The 16,706-nt window shown below is 66.3% G+C and carries 16 protein-coding genes; 5 read left to right on the forward strand and 11 right to left on the reverse strand.

Features of this window, described 5'->3' with window-relative positions:
* Positions 1-425 precede the first annotated feature (425 nt).
* Positions 426-1,457 carry a flavodoxin family protein gene (locus ACTJLC_RS23835; RefSeq protein WP_440845441.1) on the forward strand — a complete coding sequence of 344 codons (1,032 nt, stop codon included), beginning with the start codon at positions 426-428 and terminating at the stop codon, positions 1,455-1,457.
* A gap of 95 nt (positions 1,458-1,552) precedes the next feature.
* On the opposite strand, the gene ACTJLC_RS23840 is transcribed toward ACTJLC_RS23835, so the two are convergent.
* Both ACTJLC_RS23840 and ACTJLC_RS23845 read right to left on the reverse strand, forming a co-directional pair.
* The gene (locus ACTJLC_RS23840) at positions 1,553-3,601 is read right to left on the reverse strand and encodes an NAD(+) synthase (RefSeq protein ID WP_440845386.1); all 2,049 of its coding nucleotides are present in this window, start codon (positions 3,599-3,601) and stop codon (positions 1,553-1,555) included.
* Positions 3,602-3,746: 145 nt separating this feature from the next.
* Positions 3,747-4,274 carry a CinA family protein gene (locus ACTJLC_RS23845; RefSeq protein WP_440845388.1) on the reverse strand — a complete coding sequence of 176 codons (528 nt, stop codon included), beginning with the start codon at positions 4,272-4,274 and terminating at the stop codon, positions 3,747-3,749.
* A gap of 274 nt (positions 4,275-4,548) precedes the next feature.
* On the opposite strand from ACTJLC_RS23845, the gene ACTJLC_RS23850 reads away from it, so the two are divergent.
* Positions 4,549-5,061 (forward strand): GNAT family N-acetyltransferase, encoded by a 513-nt coding sequence (locus tag ACTJLC_RS23850; RefSeq protein ID WP_440845390.1) that lies wholly within the window; start codon positions 4,549-4,551, stop codon positions 5,059-5,061.
* Between the two features lie 52 nt (positions 5,062-5,113).
* On the opposite strand, the gene ACTJLC_RS23855 is transcribed toward ACTJLC_RS23850, so the two are convergent.
* The 8 genes from ACTJLC_RS23855 to ACTJLC_RS23890 form a co-directional block, all read right to left on the reverse strand.
* Complete coding sequence (locus ACTJLC_RS23855) at positions 5,114-6,373, reverse strand: c-type cytochrome (protein WP_440845443.1); 1,260 nt, start codon at positions 6,371-6,373, stop codon at positions 5,114-5,116.
* Positions 6,374-6,564: 191 nt separating this feature from the next.
* Positions 6,565-7,467: a cytochrome c oxidase assembly protein gene (locus ACTJLC_RS23860; RefSeq protein ID WP_440845392.1), complete on the reverse strand. Its 903-nt coding sequence runs from the start codon at positions 7,465-7,467 to the stop codon at positions 6,565-6,567.
* Positions 7,468-7,787: 320 nt separating this feature from the next.
* Positions 7,788-8,117: a hypothetical protein gene (locus tag ACTJLC_RS23865; RefSeq protein WP_440845394.1), complete on the reverse strand. Its 330-nt coding sequence runs from the start codon at positions 8,115-8,117 to the stop codon at positions 7,788-7,790.
* A 12-nt stretch (positions 8,118-8,129) separates the two neighbouring features.
* On the reverse strand, positions 8,130-8,807 hold the full coding sequence (locus ACTJLC_RS23870) for a cytochrome c oxidase subunit 3 (RefSeq protein ID WP_440845396.1): 678 nt from the start codon (positions 8,805-8,807) through the stop codon (positions 8,130-8,132).
* Positions 8,804-10,753, reverse strand: a complete 1,950-nt coding sequence (ctaD, locus tag ACTJLC_RS23875) for a cytochrome c oxidase subunit I (protein ID WP_440845398.1) — start codon at positions 10,751-10,753, stop codon at positions 8,804-8,806. The genes ACTJLC_RS23870 and ctaD overlap by 4 nt, the downstream gene beginning before the upstream one ends.
* Positions 10,750-11,853 carry a cytochrome c oxidase subunit II gene (gene coxB / locus ACTJLC_RS23880; protein ID WP_440845445.1) on the reverse strand — a complete coding sequence of 368 codons (1,104 nt, stop codon included), beginning with the start codon at positions 11,851-11,853 and terminating at the stop codon, positions 10,750-10,752. Before coxB ends, ctaD begins: the two co-directional genes overlap by 4 nt.
* Before the next feature lie 244 nt (positions 11,854-12,097).
* On the reverse strand, positions 12,098-13,780 hold the full coding sequence (locus tag ACTJLC_RS23885; protein WP_440845400.1) for a hybrid sensor histidine kinase/response regulator: 1,683 nt from the start codon (positions 13,778-13,780) through the stop codon (positions 12,098-12,100).
* Between the two features lie 419 nt (positions 13,781-14,199).
* Positions 14,200-14,451 carry a hypothetical protein gene (locus ACTJLC_RS23890; protein ID WP_440845448.1) on the reverse strand — a complete coding sequence of 84 codons (252 nt, stop codon included), beginning with the start codon at positions 14,449-14,451 and terminating at the stop codon, positions 14,200-14,202.
* On the opposite strand from ACTJLC_RS23890, the gene ACTJLC_RS23895 reads away from it, so the two are divergent.
* Positions 14,450-14,905 carry a hypothetical protein gene (locus ACTJLC_RS23895; protein WP_440845402.1) on the forward strand — a complete coding sequence of 152 codons (456 nt, stop codon included), beginning with the start codon at positions 14,450-14,452 and terminating at the stop codon, positions 14,903-14,905. The genes ACTJLC_RS23890 and ACTJLC_RS23895 overlap by 2 nt on opposite strands.
* Here ACTJLC_RS23895 and ACTJLC_RS23900 read toward each other — a convergent pair.
* Positions 14,895-15,281 carry a hypothetical protein gene (locus ACTJLC_RS23900; protein ID WP_440845404.1) on the reverse strand — a complete coding sequence of 129 codons (387 nt, stop codon included), beginning with the start codon at positions 15,279-15,281 and terminating at the stop codon, positions 14,895-14,897. The genes ACTJLC_RS23895 and ACTJLC_RS23900 overlap by 11 nt on opposite strands.
* A 320-nt stretch (positions 15,282-15,601) precedes the next feature.
* On the opposite strand from ACTJLC_RS23900, the gene ACTJLC_RS23905 reads away from it, so the two are divergent.
* Complete coding sequence (locus tag ACTJLC_RS23905; RefSeq protein ID WP_073431498.1) at positions 15,602-16,039, forward strand: Hsp20/alpha crystallin family protein; 438 nt, start codon at positions 15,602-15,604, stop codon at positions 16,037-16,039.
* A gap of 29 nt (positions 16,040-16,068) precedes the next feature.
* Positions 16,069-16,476, forward strand: a complete 408-nt coding sequence (locus tag ACTJLC_RS23910) for an Hsp20/alpha crystallin family protein (RefSeq protein WP_114163495.1) — start codon at positions 16,069-16,071, stop codon at positions 16,474-16,476.
* Positions 16,477-16,706 lie beyond the last annotated feature (230 nt).

Consider the following 16,706-nt stretch of genomic DNA (forward strand, 5'->3'; position numbering starts at 1 on the left):
TTGCGGGCACCGGCAGGCGAGGCCAATGCGGCGCGACCAAAGACGGATGGTGTGTGGCAAGCAATGGGCAGGAGAACACGGGGACCGATTTAGCCTGCGCGGCACGAATCCCGCATGCGGTGTACCTGGTCGCGGCGATTGGCCGGGCGCACCGCCATGACGTCCGAAGCGGACCGCCGCGTTTGCCCGGGGCAACAGCGGAATGTTTTTTGCTGCGTGGTTCGCTGTGCCGTGACCGTGCGCAATTCGACGCGCGCCGCACGATTCGCGGTGCATGATTCGCGGTGCACGATTAATACGCCCTCGTGACGACAGACAGCCAACTCATGGACCCAACCCAAGCCCCGCCATCGCCCGCCAACGAGCCTGCCGCACAGAAGATCGACATGAAGCTCGACGTCAGAAAAGGGCAGGTCACTGAAAAAATGTCGCGCGACGCGTTTCGCGCGCGCTTCATGGCGCGCTTTTACGACCCTGCGTTTCGCGGCGAAGACGAAGCATTGGCGCGGCTCGAAAACATTGCGTGGGACGCCTACTCGCAAGCGCGCAAGTCGCCGGTCAACGAAAAGGCCGGCCCCGGCTTCGCGGACCCCGGCTACGATCTTTCGGTCGAATGGCGCGCGGCCAGCGAGCGGATCAAGGCGGCACAAGCGCGTCAACGCGATCCGGCATCGCCCGCGCGGGTGCTGGTGGTCAACGCATCGTCGCGAAACGACTATACGTGTCCCGGCGAAATGTCGAAAAGCTTCCGGCTCGCGAAACTCGCGCAGGCCACGCTGGAGCAGCAGTCATTCGAAGTGGATCTGCTGGACCTTTCGCGCCTCGCGTCGGATCGCGATCTGCACATTCATCCGTGCAAGGGCTGCGTGTCGACCGCGATGCCGCTGTGTCACTGGCCGTGTAGCTGCTATCCGAACCATTCGCTGGGCCAGGTCAACGACTGGATGAACGACATCTACGAACGCTTCGCCGCCTGCCACGGCGTGCTGTTCGTCACGCCCGTCTACTGGTATCAGGTCAGCAGCCCGCTGAAGCTGATGATGGACCGGCTCGTCTGCGCGGACGGCGGCAACCCGGACCCGACCTCCACGCACGGCAAGCGCGTCGACGAAGCCAAGCGCCTCGAACTCGACGGCTGGGACTATCCGAAACATCTGGCGGGCCGCGCGTATGGCGTCGTCGTGCATGGCGACGTGGCAGGCATCGAGGACTCGCGGCGCGCGCTGACCGACTGGCTCGACTGGATGGGATTCGTCGAAGCGGGCGCGAAGTCGCGTCTGGATCGCTTCATCGGCTACTACGAGCCTTATGCGACGAGCCACGCCGCGCTCGACCGGGACCACGACGTGCAGCGCGAAGTGGCGAACGTCGCGCGGGCGTTGGCCGAGACGGTACGGCAGGTCCGCGCGGGACGCACGAACCCGGACGAGCATCTGGAGACGCCGCGAGCGAAGTGATGGAAAGCGAGCGAAGGGACTGCGCGAACACCTGGCATACCTAGCACCCCAGCCCCCCAGCCCCAATACACAGCCCGAACACACCATTCAAACGCTCAGTCGGGAATACGCCCGAGATCTTCCAGCCACACCGTCGCCTCGCCGTCGCTCGGCGCGCGCCAGTCGCCGCGTGGCGACAGCGAGCCGCCGCTGCCGACCTTCGGCGCGTTGGGAATGCACGAGCGCTTGAACTGGCTGGTGCGGAAAAACCGTTCCGCGAAAATGGCGAGATTGCGTTTGATGTCGGCCAGGCCGTACTCGTTGCGCACCACGTTCCGCCCGGCCGGCCACACGCCGCGTTCGCGGTCGCCCCATGCGGAGAGCGCGAGAAACGCGACCTTCGACGGCGCGAAGCCGAAACGCAGGATGTGATACAGATTGAAGTCCTGCAATTCATACGGGCCGATCACGCTTTCGGTTTTCTGATCGAGCACTTTCTCGACCTTGCCGGGCACGAGCTCGGGGCTGATCTCCGTGCTGAGGATCTGCTCGAGCACACGCGAACCCGTCGCGCCGATCTGCTCCGACTCCGCCACCCAGCGCACCAGATGCGCAATCAGGGTTTTCGGCACGCTCGCGTTGACGCTGTAATGCGACATGTGATCGCCCACGCCATACGTGCACCAGCCGAGCGCGAGTTCGCTCAGATCGCCCGTGCCGATCACGATGGCCTGGTGGAAGTTGGCGAGCCGGAACAGATGACTGGTTCGCTCGCCTGCCTGAACGTTCTCGAAGGTCACGTCATACTGTTCCTTGCCGGATGCGAACGGGTGCCTCAGGTCCTTGAGCATTTGCAGGCAACTCGGGCGGATATCGATTTCCTCCATCGCGCATCCCACGGCCTGCATCAAGTCCTTCGCCTGTTGCAAGGTGCGGCTGCTGGTCGCGAAGCCGGGCATCGTATAGGCGAGAATGTTCGAGCGCGGCAGCTTCAGCCGATCCATGGCCTTCGCGCAGACGAGCAGCGCTTGCGTCGAGTCGAGACCGCCCGACACGCCGATCACCACCTTCGAAATTTTCGCGGCGCCCAGCCGTTGAATCAGCGCCTGCACCTGGATGTTGTAGACCTCCGCGCAACGTTCATCGCGATTCGCCGCGTCGGCCGGCACGTAGGGAAAACGGTTGACGGCGCGCGCGAGCGGCAAGCGTTCCGCGTCGGGCAGCGATACCGGAACCGTGACCACCTCGAACTTGCCGACTTCCTCGGTATGACGGCGCGTGGACTGTCCGAAGGTGGTTTGCCGCATGCGTTCGCGCGAGAGCCGTTCGAGATCGACGTCGCCGTAGATCACGTGAGACGTGTCCAGAAAACGTTCGGATTCAGCGAGCAATTCGCCGTTCTCGTAGATCAGCGCCTGGCCGTCCCACGCGAGATCGGTGCTCGATTCGCCACGTCCCGCGGACGAGTAGAGATACGCCGCGAGGCAGCGCGCCGATTGCTGGCCGACGAGCTGATGGCGATACCCCGACTTGCCGATCACGATGTTCGACGCCGAGAGGTTCACGAGCACGGTCGCGCCGGCCAGCGCCGCGAACGACGAGGGCGGCACCGGCACCCAGACGTCCTCGCATATCTCGACATGAAAGCGCAACAGCGGCGCGGCGGGCACGTCGAATAACAGCGACGCGCCGAACGGCGCTTCCTGTCCGCACAACGCGATTCGCGTGCACGACGCGTTCTCGGCGGCGCTGAACTGGCGCGCCTCGTAGAACTCGCCGTAATTCGGCAGATAGCTCTTGGGCACCACGCCGCAAAGCTTGCCGCCCGCAATGACGAGCGCGCAGTTGAACAGCTTGTGCTCGACCTTGAGCGGCGCGCCGATCACGAGCACGCTGGCAATTTTCGCGGAAGCCGCGATGATTTCACCGATCGCGTCTTCGCAGGCATCGAGCAGCGCGCGCTGATGGAACAGGTCGTCGCAGGTATAGGCGGACACGCCGAGCTCGGGAAACGCCACGAGCAGCGCGCCGTGTTGCGCGGCCTCGCGGGCCAGTTCGAGCGTTTGCGCGGCGTTGAAATGCGGATCGGCGACGCGGCACACCGGCACCGCCACCGCGACGCGGGCGAAATCGTGAGTGTAGAGATTGAAGAACGATCGGCTCATGTTCTGGAAGACCTTCAAGGACTGCGGGCGGAAAACAGGCACGCGGTAGGTGCGGTGCGTGCGGTAGAAGGCGCCGGATGACAGGTCGATGCGGGCTCATCGGATTCAGCGCGCCGCGCATCGGCGCGCGTTCGGCCTGTCGCAATCAAAGCGCCGCAAGAGATCGCCCGTGCCTGACGTTCGGCAACTCGTTGAAATAATGCTCGACCCGCGAGAGGGCGTAAAGCGCGGCGCATTGGCGGATCGTGACGCGGTCGCCGTCGAATACGCGCGTTTCGCTGAACGCATACTGGCGCTCGCGCTGCTTGTAGCGCCACGCGAAGCATTGCGTGCCGGGCGCGAGATCCGAGCCGTCCGGCGGCGGCCCGGCGAGCCCCGTGTTGGCGACGACGATGTGCGCGTGGCACGCTTCCTGCGCAAGCAGGCCCGCCGCCATTTCCCGCGCGACTTCCTCGCTCGTCAGGCCGAAGCGTTCGATCGTGCGCGCTTCCACGTTCAGAAAGCCGCATTTGCCCGAAGGCGAATACACCACCAGACCGACGTCGAGACACGCGCCGCTGCCGGGCACGTCGGCGAGCAGCGAGGCGATCAGGCCGGCCGTGCAGGATTCCGCGGTGGCGATCACGAGGCCGCGCGACGTCAGAAATCCAACCACACTGCGGGGAATATTCATTGTTCTCCGGTCCTCCACGACGCCCGATGAAGCGCTCCTTCCTCGCGTAGCAAGCGCGATACCCGCGCTTGCGCGCCACCGTCACCGTGCCTGGCGATTGCTAAAGGCGCGTTTGCGTCGGCGGAACCTCGCCGTTGTGGTGCGCTTCGGATCGCTCTGCCGGCGCGCCGTTTTTGGCCCCGGTATCGCGTCATCCTCCCAATTGCCGCAATGCGAAGATCGGTACAGCGCTTGCTGATCTTCTTAGGCACGCAACGCAAAGGAGGCGAGGTCGATGCTGTTCCCGACAATCGTTGTCAGCCGCGAGGACCCGTCCTCGACAGACGCACGCATCCTGCTCGACGAACTGAGCGCCACGCTGGCCGTGCTCACCGGCGACGGCGGGCAGAGCCGCTTTTCGGTGCGCGACGTCGCCGTGGACACCGCGCGTTTCGTCGTGGCGAGAAGCGCGTTCGGCACGCCGCTCGGCTGCGGCGCGTTCAGGCCGCTGCGGGAACACATTGCCGAGCTCAAGCGCCTCTATGCGCGCCCCGGCGCGGACGGCGCGGGCTTCGCGATACTCACGCATCTGGAACAGGAAGCCGGGCGGCTCGGCTATGCGGCGCTGTGGCTGGGCACGCACGCGAACAATCGGCGGGCCATCGAGTTCTATGAAAAGCACGGTTTTCATCCTATCCCGCCGTTTGGACCCTACGTCACGAGGGCGAACGTCTGCTGTTTCGAGAAACGGCTCGATGGTCAGTCGCCCGGCAATCAACGTGAAATCAGCATGCGCGGCGCGGGATGAGAGTGCGCGGCGGCCCTCCCGAACGCCGGGCGCGGCGTTGTGCGTGCCCGTGTCATTTATGCAATTTCTCCCGCAATGTGCGCACGTCGTTGGCCGTGACCGGCTGCGCGTCGTTGCCCCAGGACGTGCGAATCCACGTGAGCACGGCGGCCATCTGCGCGTTCGTGAGATCGTGCGCGAAGCCCGGCATCGACTGGCGCGGCGGTCCGTGCAGCGTGCCCGGACTATTGCCGCCTTCCACCAGTAGACGAATCAGCGACGTGGTGTCCTCGCCGATCACGGCGGGGTTGCCCGCCAGCCGCGGAAACACATCCGTCACGCCCATCCCCTCCGATCCGTGGCAACGCGCGCAAAACGACGTATAGACGCGCGCGCCGACCGTTTGCGACGCGTCGACGCGGTTGCCGTTGCGCGTGGACGGATCGGGCCGCGCGTGCGGGTCGTAGCGCCCAGCCGGTTTTTGCGCCGGCAGGGACTTGAGGTAATGGGCGATGGCGAGCGCGTCGTCGTCGGTGAGATATTGCGTGCTGTCCTCGATCTGCTCGACCATCGAGCCGAAGGCCGCGAGCCCTGCGCCGTGGCCCGTCCTGAGAAACGCGGCCAGCTCTTGCGCGCCGAGGCGGCCGAGCCCCGCGCCCGGATCGCCGCTCAGATTCGGCGCGAACCAGTGATCGTTGACGCCGCCCGTCAGCCAGTCCGGCGACGATTCGTCATAGCCTTTTTCCTGGTAGCCGAGCCCGCGCGGCGTGTGGCAGGTGCCGCAGTGTCCCGCGCCTTGCACGAGGTAGGCGCCGCGATTCCATTGCGCGTCGCGGCCGGGCTTCGGCTGGTACGGCTGCGTCGGCAGGAAGGCCAGTTGCCAGAAATAGAGCGCCCAGCGCTGGTTGAACGGGAACGGCACTTTCGTCGGCTGATTGGGCTTCGCGACCGGCTGCACCGCGCGCATGAAGTACGCGTAGAGCGCTTGTACGTCGTCGTCGGTCAGCTTCGAGAACGACGGGTAGGGCATCGCCGGATAGAGCCGCTTGTTGCCTGGCGCGACCCCCTTGCGTAATGCGCGCTCGAAATCCGCGTAACTGTAGGCGCCGATGCCGTAACGGCGCTCCGGCGTGATGTTCGTGCTGACGATGGTGCCGAACGGCGAGGCGAGTCCGAGCCCGCCGGCGTAGGCCGCGCCGCCGACCGAGGTGTGGCAGCCGGCGCAATCGGCCGCCTTGGCGACGTATTCGCCGCGTGCGATGAGGGTGGCGTCGGGGCTATTGGCCGGTTGGCTCGATGCCGGTGCCGCGAGCGAGCCGAACGTCAACGCCATGTGCCACACAGCCAGCAATTCGACGCGCCGCTTGTTGGTCGATCTCCTAGTCAACTTCCTGGTCGACTTCTTCGTCATCTGTCGTGGTCGCGCGCGGTTAGCCGGGTTGACCTGCGTGCGCGCCGGTGTGCCGCTTTCGGGCGTGGCATCGCGGTTGCCGGCGCCGCGCTGGGGCAACGCTTCGCGCCGTTTCATGACGCGCCGTCCCGGCGCGCGGCCACGCCATTCGGAACGAGCGCGGCGGGCGCGCCCCGCATCAGCCAGCGCGCGCCCGTCATCAGCGCTGCGAGCAGATACGCGAGGCCGCCCGGCACCCACATCACGAGACCGCCCAGCTGCTGATCGAGCAGTGGATCGACGCCGAGCGCCGAGGCCGGTTCGACGTAGGCCGGATACCAGAGCCCCGGCGCGAGCGTCAGCAACGCGCCGAGCGCGCCGGTATGAACCATCGTCGTGAAGAGCGACAACATCGCGTAGCCGCTTTCATCGCGCCGGGCCGCTTCGCCGAACACGGTCCACCAGAACAGCAGCGCGCTCAGCAGAAAGCTGGCGTGCTGCAGCGCATGCAGGCCGGGCGAGGCAAGCGTGGCCTCGAACAGACGCGGCATATGCCACGCCCACAGCGCCGCCGCATGCAGCAGCCAGGCGACGGCCGGCCGGCACAGCACACGCCAGATGCCGCGCCACGCTCGCGTGCGGACCGCCGCGCCGATCGCATGCCGCGGGCGCGGCGGCAACGCCCATAGCCAGAGCGCGAGGGGCCGTCCGAGTACGAGGAGCGGCGCGGCGACGATCATCAACAGTTCGTGCTGCACCATATGCGCGGAAAACAGCGCGGCGCTCAGCGCATCGAGCGGCGAGGCGAGGGCCGCGACGAGGGCGAGCCAGCCCAGACCGAACGCCGCCAGTTGCCGGGCGCGGACGATGCGGCCTCGCCGGCCGCGCGTGCGCAAGCGCAGGTAGCCGAGGCCATACAAGCCGAGGCTCGCGAGCAGCAAGGCGACGACCCACGGCTCGAAGGTCCAGTGCGGCACGAAGGACGGTGCGGCTCGGTCCGCGGTGGTCAGTTGATGCGCCTGCACGCAGGGACTCATGAATAGCGCCGCAACGGTGGCGGCAGTGGCACCAGCTTTGGCAAGGGCAGCGGTAGCGCAAGCGGCACCAGCTTTGGTAGCGGAAGCGGAAGCGGCAACAGCCTTGGCAACGGTAGCGGAAACGGTAGCGGAAACGGTAGCGGAAACGGTAGCGGGACCAGCTTTGGCAACAGCAGCGGAAGCGGAAGCGGAAGCGGAAGCGGAAGCGGAAGCGGAAGCGGCAATAGCTTCGGCAACCGCACCAGCTTTGGCAACCGCAACCGCAGCAGCAATCCCGACGACACCGTCGACGCGCGCGCCGCAACCCGCCAAGACGCCCATCACACGCATGCGGAAATCAGCCATTGCGGAATCCACATCGCAACGAGTGCGAGCGTCGAGACGAGACCGACGAGCGTCGCCGTGCACGCGAGCATCGCGGGCCGGGCCGGCAAGGCGACCGCGGAGGCCGGCGCGATCAGGCTCGTCTCGCGCCAGCGCCGCCAGGCGAGCAGCGTCGCGATGACCGAAAAGAGCAGCGCCGCGCCGGTCACGCCGCCGAGCGGCAGCATCGTGCGCCACGCGCAGGCGGGCGGCACCAGCGCGTAGTCGATAGAGAGCGCCGCCAGCACCGCGGAGGGCGCGCCCAGAAGCGCGAGCCAGGTTCGCATGGTCAGTCTCCATCACAGCCGCGGCGCCAGGTAGATCACCGCATACACGGGCAGCCAGCTCAACACCACGAAATACCAGTACAAGGCGTTTTCGCTGACGTCGACGAGGCGCTTGCCCTCGAACGGTCCGGTGAACAGCAGCACGGCGAGCACAGCGGTGTCCACCGTGTCGGTGATCAGATGCGTGGTGTGCAGGCCCAGCAGCAGCCACACGACCGAACCATACGCATTGGTGTTCCAGCTCACGTTCAGCGCGGCGAACTCGAAACCGCGCAGCACCAGAAACACCCCCGCGAACGCGAGACAGACGGAAAGCCACAGCCGCGCGCCCGCGCGATCCTCGCGTTCGGCGGCGCGCTTGGCGAGCTGGTTGGGCCACATGCTCACGAGCAGCACCGCCGTGTTGACGCTGCCCCACACGAGCGCGGGCGGCGCGGCGTTCAGCGGCCAGATCGCACTGAGACTGCGCAGATAGAAGTACATCATCGCGCCGATCGCGAACACCGTGCCTTCGATCAGCATCAGGCAGACCGTGCTCCACCACATCAGGCTGCGATGACCGAAGCCGAAGCTCGGCAAGCGGCGCACGTCGAGCGTCAAGGTGTCGGGCGCATCGCGCATGGCGTGCCTGGTGTCGTTGGCGTGCGCGGCGTTCATGGCACTCGCCGGCAGCTTGCGAAGCTCCGTCATGGCCGCTGCTCCAGTTCGAGCGCGCGGCGGTTTTCGCCGCGATTCGGCCAGAACCAGCCGATCAGCGCGACGGCGACCGGCACCGAGCCCCACACGACCGCCCACGGCGTAAACACCGAGCCGATGAACAGCACGGTGGTGGCGACCGCGCTCACGAACGGCCAGATCGACGGCGACGGAAACAGCGGCCGCAGATCGGGGAGCGCGTCGAGCGCGGTGGTCGACAGCACTTCGCGGGCGTCGGCCGCGAGACCGCTCACATAGGCCGGTTGCGCGCCCGGCTCCCAGAGCGGATCGCGTCCGTGCACGACCGGCAGCGCATCGAAGTTATGCGGCGGCGGCGGGCTCGCCGTACTCCATTCGAGCGTGCCGGCGCCCCACGGATCGGCGCCCGCGAGCGCGCCGCGCCGATAGCTGCGCACCACGTTGACGAGGAACACCAGCACGCTCACGCCGATGGTCAACGCGCCGAGCGTCGCGCCCAGATTCAGGCCGTCCCAGCCCATGCCGTGCGGATAGGTCCACACACGGCGCGGCATGCCGTGCAGCCCGAGCACGTGCATCGGAAAGAACGCGACGTTAAAGCCGATGAAGAACAGCCAGAACTGCCAGCGCCCGAGCGTTTCGTCCAGCATCCGGCCGGTCGCTTTCGGAAACCAGTAATAGAACGCGCCGAATAGCGGAAACACCGCGCCGCCCAGCAGCACGTAATGCAGATGCGCGACCACGAAATACGTGTCGTGCACTTGCAGATCGAGCGATACGGAACCGAGCATCACGCCCGTCAGACCGCCGAGCACGAGGATGAAGAAGAACGCGAGCACGAACCACAGCGGCGTTTTCAGATTCAGGCGGCCGCGCCAGAGCGTGGCGAGCCAGCAGAAGATCTGCACGCCCGACGGTATCGCGATCATCAAACTCGCCGCGGTAAAAAAGCTCTTGCCGAGCGCCGGAATACTGGTGGCGAACATGTGATGCACCCATAGCCCGAAAGCGAGAAACGCGGTGGCGATGAGCGCGAGCACCATCGCCGGATAGCCGAATACCGGACGCCGCGCGAAGGTCGCGATGATCGAGGAGATGAAGCCGAGCGGCGGAATGAAGATCAGATAAACCTCGGGGTGGCCGAAGAACCAGAACAGGTGCTGCCACAACAACACGTCGCCGCCGCGCGCCGGATTGTAGAAGTGCGTGCCGACGAGGCGATCGAGTATCAGCGCGGTGCTGCCGAGCATCACGGCGGGCATCGCGAACAGCACCATGAACTGCGTGACGAGCGTCGCCCACACGAACAGCGGCATGCGGTTGAGCGACATGCCCGGCGCGCGCAGCTTGAAGATGGTCGCGATCAGCACGACGGCTTCGAGCAGCGCGGAGAGTTCGGTGAAGGTGATCATCTGCGCCCAGATGTCGACGCCCTTGCCGGTCGAGTAATCGGGACCGGCGAGCGGCACGTAGCTGAACCAGCCGGTGTTCGCGCCCGCGCCGAGCGCGAACGCGACGTACAGCGTCAGGCCGCCGAACAGGAACACCCAGTAGGCGTAGGCGTTCATGCGTGGAAAGGCGACGCTGCGCGCGCCGATCATCAAGGGCACGAGCCAGGTGGCGACGGCCTGCATGACGGGCACGGCGAACAGGAACATCATCGTCGTGCCGTGGATCGTGAAGAGCTGGTTGTACAACTCGGGGCCGACGAGGCGATTGCCGGGCCGCGCGAGTTGCAGCCGCATGGTGAGCGCGAGCAGGCCGCCCAGCAGAAAAAACGCGAACGTGGTGACGACGAAGCGCCGCGCGACCGTCTTGTGATTGACCGCCGCGAGCGCGCCGAACCAGCCGGGACGATCGCTCCAGGTGCGCGCGAGCGCGGCGCGCACTTCGGGCGTGGCGCCGGGGCCGTCGAAGAGACGCGTTTCGGGCGTCGCCGAAGCGGATGGAGGGTCGCTCATTGCAGGGTTCCGAGCCACGCGACGAGGGCGGCCATGTCCTGTTGCGAGAACCGGCTCGCGGGCATCGACGTGCCGGGTTTCATGCTGCCGGGCGCCGCGATCCAGGCGGCCAGATTGGCGCGCGTATTGTCGAAGGTGCCGGCTGCGAGCATCGGCCGGCTCATCACGTGCGTGAGGTCCGGGCCGAGCAGGCCCGCGGCCGACGTGCCGCGCACCGTGTGGCAGTTCGCGCAGGCGCCGGTCGTGAAGAGTTGCTCGCCGCGTTTCTGCATGTCGGTCACCGCTTGCGGCGCGGGCTCGCGCTGATGCGCGGCCCACGCTTCGTATCGCGCGGGCGGCTCGGCCACCACGGAGAACGCCATCAACGCATGTTCGAGGCCGCAGAATTCCGCGCATTGACCGCGATAGGTGCCGGCGCGGTCCGCGCGAAATTCGATGGTCGCGTCGCGGCCGGGGATCATGTCTTTCTTGCCGTGCAGGTTCGGCACCCAGAAGGTGTGGATCACGTCGTCCGCTTTCAGCGAGATCACGACGGGCCGGCCGACCGGCACGTGCAATTCGTTGGCGACCGCGAAGGCGTCGCCGGCGCTGTCGCCGCCGTAGCGCGCTTCCCACCACCATTGATGGCCGGTCATTTCCAGATGCAGCGCATCGGCGACGGGCAGCCGCGACAGCGCGCGGTCGGTCATCACGTCGGCGAGCAGCAGGCCGAACAGCAGCACGACGGATGCGATGCTCGCGCCGGTCACCACGCGGCGTGTGCGTGCTTCGTGGCTCGACTCGTGGCCCGCTTCATAGCCTGCTTCATGGCCCGCCTCGGCGCGACTTTCAGGGCTCGGCTCAGGCCGTGTTTCGGACCACTCCCACGGCGCGGGTTCGAGGCCCGCCTTCCGCTTGCGAGCCGACGCGCGCAGCATCGCGATCAATAACGCAATCAGCACGGCGGCGAACACCAGCGAGCACACCGCGAGCGTGAGATTCCACAAGTTGAAGATGTGCAAGGCCTGCACGCCGGCGGGACGCAGCGCATTCTGAGCCGGTTCGCCATTGGCGTGGGGCGGGAGAAAGGCAACGGCGCAAAGCAGCGCGGCGAACCCCAAACCCGCGCGGAAGAGCCGCGGCTTCCGTGCAAGCGCGCAAACGAGCGCGCCGAACCACGAACCCCGGCGGACAAGCCGCCGCTGCCGTAGAGGACGCCATTGCTCGATGGTGCGTGCGTTGCGGGTTTTCATCGCGCGGGGGACTGGATCGTGTGCCCGAGCGCCAGCAATTACCGTTCCCCAGCCGGGGCGAGGCGGTTTATCCGCAATGAACGCGCAATGACGCGCAATGAACGACGCGCCGCTAGACGATCCCCTGAACCCGCCCCTCGGTGCGGTTCTCCAGAATGTGCTGAAGCTTTTCCAGCGACAGCGGCTTGGTGAGGTGGTAATCGAAACCGGCCGCCAGCGCGCGCGATTTGTTGGACTCCGACGCGTAGCCCGTCAACGCGACGAGCGTCACGTCGTCGAGGCGCGGGTCGGCGCGAACCGCGCGCGCCACGTCGAAACCGTCCATGTCCGGCATGCCCACGTCGATGATCGCGACTTCGGGATGCGTCTCGCCGATCAGGCGCACCGCATCGTGTCCATTGTCCGTCGCGCTCACGTGGTGGCCTTCCAGCTCGAGCAGGACGCTGAGCACTTCCAGCGCGTCGCGGTTGTCGTCGGCGAGCAGCAGGCGGGTGGGGCGCACCTGGGGCATCGTCATGGCGGGTTTCTGGGCCGGCGCGCTTCGCAGGATCGGCAGGCGCACCGTGACGAGCGTGCCCGCGCCGGCCGCTCCGCTTTGAATCGCAATGCTGCCGTGGTGCAGTTCCACCAGACGTTTCGCCACCGCGAGCCCGATGCCGAGGCCGCCCTCGGAGCGGGCGCTGCCGCACGTCGACTGCGCGAACAGCTCGAACATGTACGGCTGGATCGACGGATCGATGCCGATGCCGTTGTCCCTGACCTCGATGACGACGCACCCCGGCTCGCCGGCATCGGCGGCATGCTCGGTACGAACCGACAGTTCGATCTTGCCGCCCGCCGGCGTGTACTTGGCGGCGTTCAGCAGCAGATTGCCCAATACCTGGCTTAGCCGCACATGATCCGCGCGCACGTGAACCGGCGCTTCGAGGCCGCTCAGTTTCAGCGTATGCCTGCGCGATTCGAGATGATGCTTGACCGCGCTGACCGCGTCGAACGTGATCTCGTTGAGCGACGTATCGCTCAGCTTGATGGCGAGCTTGCCGTGCTTGAGCCGCGCCGCATCCAGCAGATCGTCGACCAGCGTGCGCAGATGCTTCATCTGGCGTTGCGCGATGGTCAACACGGCGTCGGCTTTTTCGTTCGCGGCGCACAGGCGCTTCGCGGCCGAGATCGCGCCGTCGATCGGCGCGAGCGGATTTCTCAGTTCGTGCCCGAGCATGGCGATGAACTCGTTGTGTCGGCGGTCGCTCTCGGCGCCGTCGTCGCGCACGTTCGCCATCGTCAGCGCGGCGCCCGCGACTACGGCGAGGCTCGACAGCACGCGGGCGTGCTCGCCGTCGAAGCGGCAGGCCGCGTCGTGAGACATCGCCCAGATCGCGCCGAGCTGACCGCTGTCCGACGGAATCGGAACGACGATGCCTTCATGCACGTCGATGCCCGCGAACCGCAGACACCCGAACTGTTCCTCGGGCCGCACGAAGAGCCGCGGGCAGCCGGCGTCGAGCGTCACGCCGCACGGGCACTCGTTCCACGCGGTGCTTTTGCCTTGCAGGCCCGCGCACGATCCGGCCACGGCGAGCCAGCGGAACGAGCGGTTGTGAGGCGGCCCTTCCAGCAGGCTGATGCCCGCGCTGCCCGCATCGCACAATGCCAGCGCTTCGTTCGCGATCGCTTGCAGCAGCGCGTCGCGCGAGCCGGTTTGAGCGCGCGCGAGACGGAGGAGGGCAAGGTTTTCCCTGGCGTGGTCGGCCGCCCTGGCCGGGCGCCGCGCCAATTCATCGGCATCGTCGTGCATGCGATTATCCAAACGGTCGGGGAACTGGCTGCGAGCAGGCAGACGGACTTCGTTGACCGCCTCCACAAATCAATATAGCTGAAGCGGTGAAAAATTCCGGGGGTTTCGTGCGCGAGCGCACAGGGTGAACGAGGGGCTGTCGTTGCCGACGAAATGATGTCGCGTAGAGCGCGCGAGCAGACGTCGTATGTGAAGAGGAAACCGCGGCCTGGCGCTGTTCGAAAACGGTGGGGTCCCGCGTGGTCGCGGCCTTGTCGCCGGCGTGTTCGATCAGCCGGCGCACGCGGGGAAGAAACTACAAGCCTGCAGGCAGGAACTGCTTCGCACGTCGCCGTTGCTGCCGTTGCCGCCGCACGGCCGGCCTCGTCATGCGCCTCCATCCGCATGACGCCCGCGCGGCCACGGCGGGTACTGATTCTTCATGCTTCCTCATCCGACTCCGGAGACCCGGTTTCCGACAGATCGTCGTCCCGAACTTCGGCTTCGCGCACACTCGTGCCTTCGTCGTCGGTCTCCGACACATCGGTCTTGAACGTGCCCGGTTCGCCGGTCTCTTCATCGGGGGATGCACGCCCTGGTTGACCGGTCTCCACATCGGGCGATGCACGGCCTGGTTCATCGGCCTCAGCGGGTTCAGCGGGCTGATCGGGCTTTTGTGCTTGCGTGGCCATGATTCTCTCCTTCGAGATTGAGGGTGCCTGGGCTGCGAGCAACGATCAAGCCCGCCTTTGCGGCGGCGCAGCGCGCGGCTTGCGCACCGGGCATGGGCAATGCGGCCTTGTCGTCAAAAGGCCCATGAGGCAGGAGGTTCACATGCGAGTACAGACGATAGCCATTGCGAACCTGCTTGTGACCTCGACTGCCATGCCCGATTCCGACGGCGGTTTTCTATGGGCCGTGTTCGTCACGGAAAGGAATCCGGAACACCGGTCGATTCTCGAAAGGAGAGGAACCTGTGGACATGTGCCGAGAGGCGATGCGCTCGACATCGCGGCGCGCATGGCTCGCGAGATCGCCATCGGCCTGGCCGTGCTGGCCGACGATGCGCTCGCGTCCAGAACGGCCGGCGGCGTGGCGCCGCTCACCCGCTCAGCGGCACCGCCGGTCACCGCGCTCACTGAATAGGCGGCACGGTGCCGGTCTTCTGCGCGAGCAGGCGTTCATAGACGCCGAAGCGCAGTTCCACCTCCTGCTCGCTCAATCGTTCGAGGCTGAGCGTGACCTTGTCGGCCGGCAGACCGAAGACCGTGGAGAGCGCGACTTCGATCGGCGCGGCGCTCGCCAGATCCTGCTCGACGGTGGTGGCGACCGTGATCTCGAAGCTGCCGTCCTCGTCTCTCAGCAGAACCTCGACGAGCCGGGCGCGCGCGCTCATATTGTTCTCGATCGCCAGCTTTGCGACTTCGGCGAGCGTGCGCAGCGTGGCGGTCGGAAAGCCGCGGGTCGCGCGCAAGCGAGTCCGGTGTTTGCCGAAAGTGACCCATTCCGCGTCAAAACTCATGATGCCTCCAGGGGTGAATCGGGTTGCAAGGGAATCGGGGGAGAGTGTAGGGATGGGCCAGCAATTTTCAAGGGCGACGGGGGCCGCTTTGGCTCAAAAAATTTCGCCGGGCGAGCTCTTGAAACCGCCTGGCCTCGACCTATTTTCCGGTCATCGTCGTGCAGTCGCATCTCGCGTTCGCGTCCTGCGTTGCGTGAATCGCGCTGCGTGTTTCGACTCGTGTTTCAACTTATTTGTCGGCGGTAAGGCGGATGAACCCGGAGCGCGTTTGCCCGTTCGTCGCCTTGCCTTAATTAAGGAGCTTACGGAGGACCCAAGCCATGAGTGACTTCTTTTTTGGACTTCCCCTGTTCGACGATTTCGAGCGTCTGCAACGCCAGATGACCAATCTGTTGACCGGCGCGCCCGTCAGCATTCGCGCGGGCCGCTTCGGCGCGTTCCCGCCGATCAACCTGGGCAGCACGGACGATTCGGTGGAGATCGTCGCCTTCGCGCCGGGCATCGATCCCGCGAAACTCGAAGTGACGGTCGACAAGGGCCTACTCACGATCAACGGTGAACGTGAAGCGGCGCCGGACGCGGAAGGCGAAAGCCGCAGCTACGCGCGGGAGCGTTTCACGGGCAGTTTCCGGCGCGCCGTCGAATTGCCGCGCGATGCCGATCCCGACAACGTGCGGGCGCGCTATGTGAACGGTTGCCTGATCGTCACCGTGGGTAAGCGCGAATCGTCGAAACCCCGCTCGATTGCGATTCAGTGAGCATTGCGATTTTCATCAAGGAGCTTGCCATGAACGACAAAACTCAAGTGACCGAGCGCGACACGAGCGCAGTCGCTCAACGCACGGGCGAGCGCTCGTCGAAGACGCCGGCCGTCGTGCCCGCGGTGGACGTGGTGGAGGACAAGCACGGCATCACGCTGTGGGCCGACTTGCCGGGCGTCACGCGAGAAAAGCTCGACCTGCGCGTGGAAGGGCCGAACCTTTTCATCGAGGCCGAAGCCACCGTGCCCATGCCCGCCGAATTGCGCGTGCATCACACGGAGATGCAGCAGCCGCGTTTCGCGCGCGCGTTCACGCTGAGCGCCGACTTCGACACCGCGCAGATCGACGCCAGCCTGAAGGACGGCGTGCTCAAGCTGACGATTCCGCGCAGGGAAGAAGCGCGTCCGCGGCGCATCGACGTGAGCGTCGATTGACGCCGGCGCTAGTGCGCCGAGGCCGCCTCGTGGCGTAGCTTAGCCGCGAGGCGGTGGGGTCCGTCGCAGGGTTTAACGCTGCGACGGACCGCCGCTCAACCGCGTCAACCGCGGCTTCCCCTTCCACCCGACATCCCCGATTCCCGGCCCGCCGACGCTGATCCAGCGCTGTCTTCTTCTCGCGGCCGATTCGCGGCCGATAACTGTCCTCTTTAGCAACACATCCCCTT

Source organism: Paraburkholderia sp. 22099, assembly GCF_052045835.1.
Taxonomy (GTDB): domain Bacteria; phylum Pseudomonadota; class Gammaproteobacteria; order Burkholderiales; family Burkholderiaceae; genus Paraburkholderia; species Paraburkholderia terricola.